This window comes from Azospirillum sp. BE72, from assembly GCF_031455875.1.
Taxonomy (GTDB): Bacteria; Pseudomonadota; Alphaproteobacteria; order Azospirillales; family Azospirillaceae; genus Azospirillum.
This window is the reverse complement of record NZ_JAVDTO010000009.1, coordinates 108,336-120,754: the sequence shown is the minus strand read 5'-3', so window position 1 is coordinate 120,754 and position 12,419 is coordinate 108,336. Positions and strand designations below refer to the sequence as shown.

General features: G+C 68.7%; 6 protein-coding genes. All 6 read right to left on the bottom strand.

What is annotated here, in order from left to right; all coding sequences use genetic code 11:
• Positions 1–15: 15 nt before the first annotated feature.
• The 6 genes from pseG to J2Y49_RS20785 all read right to left on the bottom strand — a co-directional run bounded on the left by pseG (position 16) and on the right by J2Y49_RS20785 (position 12,346).
• Positions 16–1,107 carry a UDP-2,4-diacetamido-2,4,6-trideoxy-beta-L-altropyranose hydrolase gene (gene pseG, locus J2Y49_RS20810; RefSeq protein ID WP_310116856.1) on the bottom strand — a complete coding sequence of 364 codons (1,092 nt, stop codon included), beginning with the start codon at positions 1,105–1,107 and terminating at the stop codon, positions 16–18.
• 132 nt (positions 1,108–1,239) lie between these two features.
• The gene (locus tag J2Y49_RS20805) at positions 1,240–1,965 is read right to left on the bottom strand and encodes a nucleotidyltransferase family protein (RefSeq protein ID WP_310116855.1); all 726 of its coding nucleotides are present in this window, start codon (positions 1,963–1,965) and stop codon (positions 1,240–1,242) included.
• A gap of 270 nt (positions 1,966–2,235) precedes the next feature.
• Entirely contained in the window at positions 2,236–6,252 is a 4,017-nt protein-coding gene (locus J2Y49_RS20800; protein WP_310116854.1) for a tetratricopeptide repeat protein, read from the bottom strand.
• Positions 6,249–8,252, bottom strand: coding sequence for a tetratricopeptide repeat protein (locus J2Y49_RS20795; RefSeq protein WP_310116853.1), 2,004 nt, complete (start codon positions 8,250–8,252; stop codon positions 6,249–6,251). The genes J2Y49_RS20800 and J2Y49_RS20795 overlap by 4 nt, the downstream gene beginning before the upstream one ends.
• A gap of 224 nt (positions 8,253–8,476) precedes the next feature.
• Positions 8,477–10,789, bottom strand: coding sequence for an NADP-dependent malic enzyme (locus J2Y49_RS20790; protein ID WP_310116852.1), 2,313 nt, complete (start codon positions 10,787–10,789; stop codon positions 8,477–8,479).
• Positions 10,790–11,029: 240 nt separating this feature from the next.
• Positions 11,030–12,346, bottom strand: coding sequence for a dicarboxylate/amino acid:cation symporter (locus J2Y49_RS20785; RefSeq protein WP_310116851.1), 1,317 nt, complete (start codon positions 12,344–12,346; stop codon positions 11,030–11,032).
• Positions 12,347–12,419: the final 73 nt, after the last annotated feature.

Genomic DNA, 12,419 nt, shown 5'->3' with positions numbered 1-12,419 from the left:
CGTGAGGGGGAAGGCTCAGGCCAGCGCCGTCCGTCGCCGGGCGGCGGCGCCGGTCAACCGAGCCGGTCCGGTCAGGGCTTGGGCGATGCGCACCGCCCCCTCTCCATCCAGCGGCAGCGCGGCGGCGGCATCCTGCATCCGCTGCCGCCGCGGTCCATCGCTCCAAAGAGCGAGCGCTCGTTCGGAAATCGTCTTTCCCGCGCTGGCCGGATCGCCGCCGCGGGCGTCCACCGCCTCGCTCCAGCCGAGTTCGGCGGCATCGCCGCTCGCCATCGCCTGATTGTCGGCGGTGACCACCAGCAGGGTCGGCACCGCCAATGCGGCCAGTTCCCCCATGGTGCCGCCGCCGGCCGAAACGGCGAGTCCGCTGTCGGCCATCAGCGCGCCCATGCGCGGGCAATCGATCTCCACCGTAACATCGGGGCCGAGCCCGTCGGCAAGTGCCGCCAGTTCCGGCGCGCGCGGGTTGCTGCCGCCGACGACCGCGACGATCCGGCAGCCCACCGGCCGGGCCGCGGCGAGCGCCTCCACCACCGGACCGGTCAGCCCCAAGGGGTCTGAGCCACCGAAGGTCACCAGCAGGACGGGCCGCTCGGCGATGCTCCGCATCGGTTCGCGGGCGGCCAGACGCACCTCCCGCCGTAGTGGGGCATAGCCGGGTCCGAGCAGCAGAAGGGCACCCGGCGCCATCGCCTCATAGTGCAGCGCCGACGCCTGCGGCGCGGCGTTGACGACGAGGTCGGCATGCAACGGGGTGCCGTCGCCCAGGTCGTCCCAGGCCAGCACCCGCGCGCCTGCAGCCTGCAACCCGGCGCGATAGGCCTCGCCGAAGCGGTAGCCGTCCAGCATCACGGCGCTGCCATGCTCCCGCCGCAGCAGCGAACGGGTGGCGGCCAGATCCGCCGCCTGCCCCACCGGGCCGGCGATGGAGACATGGCGGAAGCCGTCCGCCGACAGGCGGCGGTCGATGGCCGGGGTGGATTCCACGGCGGCGAACAGCGTCTCGTGCCCCTGGTCGCGCAAAGCCTCGGCAACGGCGAGGCAGCGCATGACATGGCCGGTGCCGATGGTGGGGGAAGCGTCGGCTCGGATGAGGATGACGGCCATGGCACTGGTCCGGAAGAGGCGGCGCGGCAGTCCTGCCACGGCACGAGGGATCGAGTCGGTCTGCATCTTGGCCCGGCACCTTGCTCCTGTCCAGCGACAGACCGCGGGGCGCGCAGGGGCAAATAGCGGCCGTCAGGTTTCCCGGCCGGCGATCACGCTGGCGGCGGTGGCAAGGCTTTCCGGTGTGCCGATGTCGAGGAAGCGTGCCTTGGCGACATGGGCGTTCAGCGTGCCGGGCGGAAGTTTCTCCAGCACGTCGCGTTCCAGCGAGACCGCCCCCGCCGCGATGAAGCGGTCGAGGAAGGCGGCGGAGAACAGGTAGACCCCGGCATTGATGGTGCCGGCCCCCGCCGCCTTCGCCGGGAAGCGGCGGATGCGGCTGTCCGGTCCGATCTCCACCCGCACGAAGCGGGAGGCATCCTCGACCGTAACGCACAGGACCGACGCCTCGGCCCCCGACAGGCGATGCGCGGCGACGAAGGCGCGCAGATCGGCATCCAGGAAGGTATCGCCGTTCACCACCAGGATGGTGCTGCTGCGCAGTTCCTTGCGCACATAACCGAGCGCCCCGGCAGTGCCCAGCGGGCGCGGCTCGATCTGGCAGACCACGTCGATGGTGCCGGCCGAATCGCCGCGGGCGAGCCAAGCGGTCACCCGGTCGGCAAGATGGCCCAGGCACAGCACCACGCGGCGCGATCCGTACGTAGACAAGTAGTCGAGCAGATGGCCGAGGAAGGCGCGGCCCGCGATCGGGGCCAGGACCTTCGGCGTGTCGCCCAGAACGCTCCGGATACGCGTGCCCAGCCCGCCGGCGAGCACCGCGACGTCTATGTTGGCAAGAGCGTCCTCAGACCGCACCGACCGTCCTTTCCCCTAGAGTGTGATCGGTTCGAGCGGCAACGCTTGAACCGTGAATCACACGGAAAACAAAAAGCCCGGAATCCGTCAGTTGCCTGGTGAAGAACCTGACGGACTCCAATCCCCGCTGATGCCGGCGGCCGCCGATGCCCCTTACGACGGCGCGGGCGCCGGGTCATCCACCCTGCGCGGGACCCGGCGGGCATAGTCGATAATGGGCGCGAACGGGAATCGCAATGCGGAATCGCGCTGACGCTTCCGCTCGGATGGTCAGGTCGCGGTGCGAGGGGCGTCAGCCAGACGGCGAAGGCGCTGTGCCAGCATGGTTAGGGATGCGTCATGGCCGGCCGGATTTCCAACCAGGGCCATGGACGCGAACCACGGTCTGACCGCCGTTCCCAGGGACGACCAGTCGCCGGACGCCATGCCAATCCGCCAGACGGGAACGCCCAGCGCGGCGGCGAGTTCCCCGACCGAGGTTGGCGCGGTGACGACGAGGTCGAGGCCGGCCATCAGCGCCGCCACGCCGTCCAGGTTGTTGCGCTGGTCGAGGTCGGGCCAGTGGTGAAGGATCGTGCCGAAGCGGCGCAGGGCGTCGGCCCGCTCCGCCGCATGCTCGTCATACTGAAGGCTGACGAAGGTGATGCCGGGCACGGTGAGGAGCGGTCCCCACCGGGCGAGGCGGCTGTAGGCGCCGGCACGGTCCGCCGTCATGCGGCTGCTGCGCCAGCAGATGCCCACCCTCAGGCCAGGCCCCAGGGCCGCCAGCCGCACACGCCACGCTGCGGCCGATGTCCGGTCGGGCGTCAGAAACGGGGAGGTTGCCGGAAAGTGCCGCAGGCCGGGCCGCAGCCGGGCGGCGATCGTACCCATCGGCGCATGGACATCGGCGTCCCGCGAGCCGATCCGATGATCCGGCGTCGGCGCCCGCACCTCGGCCTCCGGCAGGGCGCGGGCGAACAGGCCAATCAGGCGCCGGTCGCACTCGACGATCACCCGCCCGGCCCGGCGGACCAGATCGGGCAGCACCGTTCCGAACAGGATCTCGTCGCCCAGCCCCTGTTCGCCCCACACCAGGATGCTGCGGCCCGCCAAATCCTCGCCCTGCCATTCGGGGATGCCGAAGCGGCGGGGTGCCGCGTCGCCGGCGGCAAAGCGCTGGGCGTAATCCTCCCAGCCGCCGGCGATGTCGCCTTCGGCAAGCCGCAGCAGGGCGCGGTTCATGCGCGCCTCCCCCTGGCCGGGCGCGAGCCTCAGGGTCCGTTCGGCGCAGGCGCGGGCGAGCCTGCGCTCACCCCGCATCAACGCGGTATGGCCGTGGTTGAGCAGGATGTCCGGCAGAGCGGGGGCGAGAGCCGCGGCGCGGCAATGAGCGTGCAAGGCGTCGCTCCACCGTCCGAGCCCGGCCAGAGCCATGCCCAGGTTCGACCAGCCCTTGGCCGAAGCCGGAGCGATGCGCAATGCCCTGCGGCTGTGGCGAGCGGCGGCGTCGAATCGTCCCTGCCCCTTCAGCGCGGCGGCGGCCGTGGTGAGCGCCCCGGCAAGGGTTGGCGAAAGCGCCGCAGCACGGCTGCAGGCCGCCTCCGCTTCGCCATAGCGCCGGTCGGCGAGCAGGGCGGCGGCGAGGTTGCCCCAGTTTTCGGCCGTCTGTGGACGCAGCCGTACGGCGCGGCGGTGCAGGGTGGCGGCTTCCAGCGGTGTGCCGCCGGCCTGGAGGGCGACGCCGAGATTGCCCACCGCTTCCGCGAAGGCCGGGTTCAGCGCCAGTGCCCGCCGATGCCAGTGGATGGCGACCTCGGCTTGACCCAGTCCGAGCAGGGTGAGACCGCCGTTGGTCCAGCCCGGCGGGCTCAGCGGGTCGGCGGCAACGACCTTGCGGTGGAGGGCGGCGGCCTCGGCCAATCGACCTTGCCGATGCAAGGAGACAGCCTGCTCCGACAACGCCTTGGCGGATTTCGCTGAAGCACCTCCTGAAGGAAAATCGGCTTTGGGAGCCAGCCTCGTCAGGCAGCGGGCCATATCCTCCAGCGTCGCCGACAGCGGTTCGCCGGGCCGGGGCTGGAACAGGCGCATCGATGGATACCAAGGGCGCACCCCCGCCCCCAGCTGCGTCCAATCACGGCTGCCGAAGCGCCAGACCGGCGTGCCGAGCGCGCCGGCAAGTTCGCCCACCGACATCGCCGGCGAGATGACGAGGTCGAGCCCGGCGATCAGTGCAGCCACGCCGTCGAAATCGTCCTTGCGGTCCAGGTCGTCCCAGCGGTGCAGGGGAATGCCGAAGCGCTGCTCCGCCCGCCGGACCTCGTCCTCCACATCGCCATACTGCAACACCACCCATTGGATGCCCGGTAGTGCGAACAGCGGCTGCCAGGCGTCGAGCGGAAGATAGGCGGTGCTGCGCTCCGCCGTCATCATTTGGCTGCGCCAGCCGATGCCCACCCGCAGGCCGGGGCCGAGCACCTCCAGCCGGCGGCGCCATCGCTCGACCAGGGCGGGGTCGGGGACCAGCCAGGATGGGCGCGGCGGGAAATCGGCCAACCGGCGGCGCAGGACCCGCGGCAGGGAGCCCATCGGCACATGGCGGTCGTAATCCGGGATCGTCATCGCCTCCCGCCCCTGCCCGTCCAGGGCCTCCGCCCTGACCCTGAGGGTCGGAAAGGAGCGGGCGAACAGCGGCACCAGCCGGCGATCGACCTCCAGGATGGTGGAGACGGCGCGGCCGGCCAACTCGGCGCAGAGGGCGGAGAACAGGATGGTGTCGCCCACCCCCTGCTCCCCCCAGATCATCAGGCGGCGGCCGGTCAGATCCTCGCCGCGCCATGGCTGGGCACGGGGTTGCCGCCCCTGCCCGACTTGTCCAGACCCGAAGCGCCAGGCATAGCCGGGCCAGCCACGGTCCAGGTCACCGGCCTCCAGCCGCAGCAGGCCTTTGTTTAATTGGGACAGCGACAGATCCGGGCGCAGACACAAGGCGCGGTCATAGCAGCGTTCCGCACCGCCGGCGTCGCCGAGCCGCTGGCGCGCCAGCCCCAGATTGCTCCAGGCCTCGCCATAGGCGGGATCCAGCGCCAGGGCACTGCGATAGCAGCCTGCCGCCCCGGCATGGTCATGCCGGCCCTGGCGCAGATGGCCCAGGTTGTTGCGGGAACGCGCCTCCAGCGGGGCGAGGAGGATCGCGCGGCGCTGTGACCGTTCGGCGTCGGCGAAGAGCTCGGCGTTGCGCAGGGCGTTGCCGAGGTTGGTGTGGGTCTCGGCAAGGGCGGGGTCGAGCGTCAGTGCCGTATGCCACGCCCGCCATGCTTCTGCGGTTCGGCCGGCGGCGTGGCGGGCATTGGCCAGATTGTTCCACGCTCCGGCGAAATCGGAGCGGTGGCCGATCGCCTGCCGGTGCAGTGCCTCGGCCTCGGCATAGCGGCCTTGGACGTTGCGGATGCTGCCGAGATTGTCCAGAGCCTCCGCATGGTCGGGCTCGATGGCGGTCGCCGCATCGAAGCAGGCCGCGGCATCGTCCAGTTGACCAAGCGCTTTAAGGCAGAGACCCAAGCCGTTAAGGCAGAATGAGTTCCGAGGGTCGAGCCGCAGCGTGTCGGCGTAGCGCTCGGCAGCCTCTTCCGTCCGTCCAGCCGCGTGGAGCGCAGCAGCCAATGCCGACAAGGTTGCGGGGTCGTTGCTGCCGCCGCCCACTGTCGCGGCCACACGCAGCGCGTCGGCCGCTTCTGTCATCCGTCCGAGATGACGCAGGCTGACCGCAAGGTTGCTCCACGGGCGTGGGTCGCCGGGCAGCAGTTCCGCTGCCTTCCCGTGCGCCTCAAGCGCGTCTTCTGCCCGGCCAAGGCCCTGCAGGGCGGCGCCAAGGTTCAGGTGGGCATCGGCCAAGCCGGGTGACAGGCGGGCAGCCTCCGCATAGTGGAAAGCCGCCTCCGACAAGCGGTCCTGTACCGCCAGCACCAGCCCCAGGTTGAAATGAGCGCCCACATGGCCGGGGTCGCGCTCCAACGCCTGCCGCTGGGCCGCCTCCGCCTCATCCAACCTGCCCAGCCGTTGCAGCACGATGCCGCGATTGGCGTGATAGTCGGCGACCTGCGGCGCAAGCGCAACAGCCTTATCAATTAATCCAATGGCTTGATCGCATTTATTGATTTGGTGGTTGAGGACGCCCAGCAGGTGCAGAGCGTCGGCATGATACGGATCCGCATCAAGAACCTGCCGATACAGCGGTTCGGCGACTGCCAAGGCACCCGCCTGATGGTGACGAAGCGCCTCGGCGAAGCGGTCGGTGATGCTCACACGCCACCTGCAGAAAGTCTTACAAGCAACTGTGCCGCCTGAGGAATGGTTTCTCCGATGCCGATGCCGCCCTCGGGGTGGATGCAGCGCATGGTCGGGAACCAGGGGCGCACCGCGGTGCCCAGCTGGGTCCAGTCCCGCCGGCCGAGCCGCCAGACCGGCACGCCGAGCGCCGCCGCCATCTCTCCGGGGGAAGACGCCACGGTGACCGCCAGATCCAGGTTCGCCATCAGGGCTGCCGTGCTCTCCAGATCGCCGATCTGGTCCAGATCGGGCCAGCGGTGGATGCGCAGGCCGAAACGGTCCTCGACCGCCGCAATTTCCTCCTCGCGTCCGTCATATTGCAGGCTGACCGGATGCAGGCCGGGAAGGCGCAGCAGAGCCAGCCAATCCTCAAGCTTGGTGTAGGACTGACGGCGTTCGGTGGTGATGCGCTGGCTGGTCCAGGCGATGCCGACCGCCAGACCGGGCCCGAGCGCATCCAGCCGATGCCGCCATGCCGCAACCCGTTCCGGATCCGGCTTCAGCCAACCGGCGGGTGGTGTCGGGACGGGCGCTGTCCTCCACATCAGCCGCGGCAGCGAACCGAATGGCAGGTGGCAATCGGCATCGGTCGGCTGGCGCGACGGGGCTCGTACGGTGGTGCCGGGAAAGGAGCGCTGGAACAACGAAACCAGCCGCGGCTCGCATTCGACGATCAGGTCGGGATAGCGGGCGATGGCCTGCGGCAGCAGGGCGCCGAACATGAACTCGTCGCCCAGACCCTGCTCCGCCCACAGCAGAAGGCGGCGGCCGGCGAGATCGTCCCCTTCCCATTCCGGGATGCCGAACGGCCGTTTGGGGCGCAGCCGGCCGGAGTCGAAACGGGCGGCATAGTCCTGCCACCCCTCAGCCAGCCGCCCCCGGCGCAGGCGCAGGATGGCGCGGTTGAAGCGGGCGAGCGCCTGCGCCGGATCTGCATCGAGTGCGCGGGTGAATTCCTGCTCCGCTCCATCCTCGTCGCCCAAATCTTGAAGGGCGAGTGCCAGATTGGTATGGGCGGCGGCATAGCCGGGGCGCTGGTCCAGCGCACTGCGCTGCAGATCGGCGGACTCCGTGCTTCGACCCTGCATGCGCCTGATGGTGCCGAGGTTGGTCATCGCCTCCGCCATGGCCGGGTCCAGCCGTAGCGCGCGGGCAAAGGCTTCCGCCGCCGGTTCGATGCAATCGGCGTTCTGCAGGGCGAGACCGAATGCGTTCCACGCTTCGGCATCCGCCGGTTCCAACGTCACATAACGTTGATAGTACGGCTCGGCATCCCCACCATGGCGTTGCCGCGATCCGGCCAATGCCAGAGCCGCCCCGGCATGGTCCGGCCGGCGGGCCAGGACGGCGCGCAACGCCGCCTCACCCTCGTCGGTACGGCCAAGGTCGAGCAGAGCGAGGCCCAGCGCAGCGCGTGCCTCCGTCAGGGTCGGGTTGGCCGCCAGCGCATGACGCAACAGCGGTTCTGCTTCCGCCGAGCGGCCGAGGCTGCGCAGGACGGCGCCCAGGTTGCCTTCCGCCTCCGCGTAGTCGGGGCGGGCGCGCAGGGCCGCACGGTAGGCGGTCGCCGCCTCTTCCGCCTTGCCCTGGGCGTTCAGGGCATTGCCGAGCGTGTTGGCGGCTTCGGGGAATGGGGTGCGCAAGCGCAGTGCATTGCGGGCCGCCCGCTCCGCTTCCGCCGAACGGCCAAGGGCCTGGAGGGCATAGGCGAGGTTGGCATGGTAATCGGGAACGTCACGCTTGGCCGCCACCGCCTGTCCGATCAGGTCGGCGGCCTCCTTGAGGCGGCCGGTCTGACAGGCGATCATGCCCAGCAGGTGGAGCGCGTCGGGATGGCGCGGCTGGGCGGCGATTGCTTGGCGATAGAGAGCTTCGGCCTCCGGCAGGCGGCCTGCCTGATGCAGCGGCACGGCTTGACCCACCAGCGCCGCGGCGGTGGCGGCGGCAGAGTTGCCGGATTTGCGCTGGTTGCTCATACCCCGTGCCGATTTTGTTGGCCACGGGTAAGGGATAGCACGAATTGGGTGCGGTGGAAGGGGGCGTGGGGGAGGCGCTTTCGCTTGCCCCCTCCGCGACCCTCCCCCGCTTCGCGGGAGAGGGAGCTAAGTGCCGATGCAGCGGAGTTCCCTCCCCCGCGATCGTACCGGACTTCAGCCGGCCGAGAGCGGGGGAGGTTTAGGGTGGGGGCAAAAACCCCTTCTTACGCCCCCACGCCCACCGGCGGCGTCGGGGCGGCGTTGACCGGGTCGGCGAGCTGGGCGTCGACCACGGCGACGGCGGTCATGTTGACCAGACCACGGGTGGTGACCGACGGGGTGACGATGTGGACCGGCCGCTGGACGCCCAGCAGGATCGGGCCGACATTCTGCGCCTCGCCCAGGATCTTCATCATGTTGAAGGCGATATTGGCGGCGTCCAGCGTCGGCATCACCAGCAGGTTCGCCTCGCCCTTAAGGGGGCTGTCGGGCAGCAACTCCTTGCGGATGGCGGGGGCGAGGGCGGCGTCGGCGTGCATCTCGCCGTCGATCTCCACGTCCGGCATCTGTTCCCAGGCCAGTTCCACCGCGGCGCGCATCTTGCGGGCCGACGGCGTGTCGGCGCTGCCGAAGTTGGAGTGGGACAGCAGCGCCACTTTCGGCTCGATGCCGAAGCGCTTTACCTCGTCCGCCGCCAGCCGGGCGATCTCGGCCACCTGCTCGGCGGTCGGGTCAGGGTTGACGTAGGTGTCGGTGATGAAGTGGACGCCCTTCTGCGAGATCAGCGCGTTCATCGTCGCAGCGACCTTCACGCCGTCGCGCAGGCCGATCAGGCCGCAGATGTGCGCCCAATGCTCGTTGAAGCGGCCGGTGGTGCCGCAGACCAGCGCGTCGGCCTCGCCGCGGCGGACCATCAGCGCGCCAAAGACGGTCGGCTGGGTGCGCACCACGTTGGCGGCATGGCTGGGGGACACGCCGCGACGGCCCATCAGCTTGCGGTAATGTTCGGTGAAGTTGTGATAGCGCGGGTCGCGGATGATCTCGATGACCTCGACGTCCTGGCCGATCTTCAGGCGCAGGCCCATCTCGGAAATGACACGCTCGATCACCTCGCGGCGGCCGATCAGCACCGGCTGGGCGATGCCGTCGTCCACCACCACCTGGGCGCAGCGGATGACGCGCGGATCCTCGCCCTCGGCATAGACGACGCGCTTGGGCGCGGTCTTGGCCTTGGTGATGACCGGCTTCATGAACAGGCCGGAGCGGATGACATACTGGTTCAGCTGGTCGCGATAGGCGCGGAAATCGGGAATCGGCCGGGTGGCGACGCCGGATTCCATGGCGGCCCTGGCGACGGCCGACGACACCTCCACGATCAGGCGCGGATCGAAGGGCTTGGGCAGGATGTAGTCCGGGCCGAAGCGCAGCGATTCACCGACATAGGCCGCCGCCACCACGTCCGACGGTTCGGCGCGGGCGAGATTGGCCATGGCGTGGGTCGCCGCGATCTTCATCTCCTCGTTCACCGTGGTGGCGCCGACGTCCAGCGCACCGCGGAAGATGAAGGGGAAGCAGAGGACGTTGTTGACCTGATTGGGGAAGTCGGAGCGGCCGGTGGCGATGATGGCGTCCGGGCGGGCTTGGCGGGCCAGATCGGGCATGATCTCCGGCTCCGGGTTGGCGAGCGCCAGGATCAGCGGCTTGTCGGCCATCCGGGACAGCAGTTCCGGCTTCAGCACCTTGGCGCCCGACAGGCCGAGGAAGATGTCGGCGCCGTCGATGACGTCGGCCAGCGTGCGCGCTTCGGTATCGTGCGCGTAGGCTTCCTTGTACTCGTTCATCTCCTCGTTGCGGCCCTTGTGGACCACGCCGATGCGGTCGACCAGCCAGACATTCTCGCGCCGCACGCCGAGAGACAGCATCAGGTCGAGGCAGGCGATGCCGGCAGCGCCGCCACCGGTCGAGACCACCTTGACCTTGGAGATGTCCTTGCCGACCAGCGCCAGACCGTTCAGCACGGCGGCGCCCACCACGATGGCGGTGCCGTGCTGGTCGTCGTGGAACACCGGGATCTTCATGCGCTCGCGGCAGCGGCGCTCGATCTCGAAACAGGCGGGGGCGGCGATGTCTTCCAGGTTGATGGCGCCGAAGGTCGGCTCCAGACGGACGATGGTGTCGACCAGCGCATCGACGTCCAACTCGTTCAGCTCGATGTCGAAGCAGTCGATGCCCGCGAACTTCTTGAAGAGGACGGCCTTGCCTTCCATCACCGGCTTGGCGGCATAGGGACCGATGTGGCCCAGGCCCAGCACGGCGGTGCCGTTGGTGACCACCGCGACCAGATTGGCGCGCGAAGTCAGCTCCGCCGCCTTCGACTGGTCCTCGGCGATGGCGGTGCAGGCATGGGCCACGCCCGGCGAATAAGCCAGCGCCAGATCGCGCTGGTTGGCCATGGGCTTGGTCGCGACGATCGCCAGCTTACCGGGCCGCGGGTTGCGGTGATACTCAAGCGCCATCGCCTCAAAATCGCCGGACATCGGGTCTCTTCCTCCGGTTAACGAGATTTCAGTTAATTCTTTGCATTCGCGTCACCTGATTGACGGTTATAGCCCATTCGGACTGATGCGCCAACCATCGCCCGCAAACGGTGAGGGGACGATTCGAACCAAATCGAACCGTCCCCCTTACCTTACAGGATCCGCGGACGGGCCGGATGGATCATCTTTGGAATTTCCAAATCCCGCACCGCATGCGTGACGCGTGTCTTTTGCGTATCGTCAGAGGCGGGCCAGCGCCGGCTCCTTGAAGTGCTGCTGGTACTCGGCGACCGCCTTGGTCTCGTCGAACTCGCCTTCCATCTTGGCGACGACGACGGTGGCGACGCCGTTGCCGACCAGGTTGGTCAGGGCGCGGGCTTCCGACATGAAGCGGTCGACGCCCAGCAGCAGGGCCAGACCTTCGATCGGCAGGACGCCGGTTGCCGACAGGGTGGCGGCCAGCGTCACGAAGCCGCCGCCGGTCACCGCCGCCGCACCCTTCGAGGTCAGCATCAGGATGACCAGGATGTAGAGCTGCTGCCAGATCGTCAGGTCGACGTTGAAGGCCTGGGCGATGAAGATGGCGGCCATCGACAGGTAGATGGAGGTGCCGTCGAGGTTGAAGGAGTAGCCGGTGGGAATGACGAGGCCGACGACATGCTTGGAGCAGCCGAACTTCTGCATCTTCTCCATCATGCGCGGCAGAACGGACTCCGAGGAGGAGGTGCCGAGCACGATCAGCAGTTCCTGGCGGATGTAGCGGATGAAGTTCCAGATGCTGAAGCCATAGGCCTTTGCGATGCCGCCCAGCACGACGAAGACGAAGATCGCCATCGTGATGTAGACCGATGCCATCAGCTGGCCCAGCGCGGTCAGCGAGGAGATGCCGTACTTGCCGATGGTGAAGGACATGGCGCCGAAGGCACCGACCGGCGCGACGCGCATCAGGATGCCGATCACGCCGAACAGGGCGTGGCCGATCTTGTCGAAGATGTCCTCGACCACCTTGCCCTTCTGGCCCATGGCGGACAGCGCGACGCCGAACACCACGGCGAAGAACAGGATCTGCAGCATATCGCCCTGGACGAAGGCGCCGACGACGTTGTCGGGCACGATGCCGACGACGAAGTCGATGAAGCCGTGCTCCTTGGCGGTCGTGGCGTATTTCTGCACCGAATCGGCCTGCAACTGGCCGGGAACGATGTTCATGCCGGCGCCCGGACGCACGAGGTTGACGACCAGCAGGCCGATGCCGAGCGCGAAGGTGGTCACGACCTCGAAATACAGCAGCGCCTTGCCGCCGACCTTGCCGACCTTCTTCAGGTTGCCGATCGAGGAGATGCCGGTCACCACCGTCAGGAAGACGATCGGACCGATCACCATCTTGACCATCTTGATGAACAGGTCGCCCAGCGGCTTCATCTGCACCGCGATGGACGGATAGAAATGGCCCAGCAGGATGCCGATGGTGATGGCGGTCAGAACCTGGAAGGTCAGGTTGGTGTAGAAGGGCTTCTTCGCCGTGCCCGGCCGGCCGGCGGTCGCTTCTGCGCTCATGCTACTCTCCTCGTGGCGTTCCTCAGAACGGCGTTCCTGGCGGGGAGCCCGTTCTTTCGTCCGGCTTTGGCGC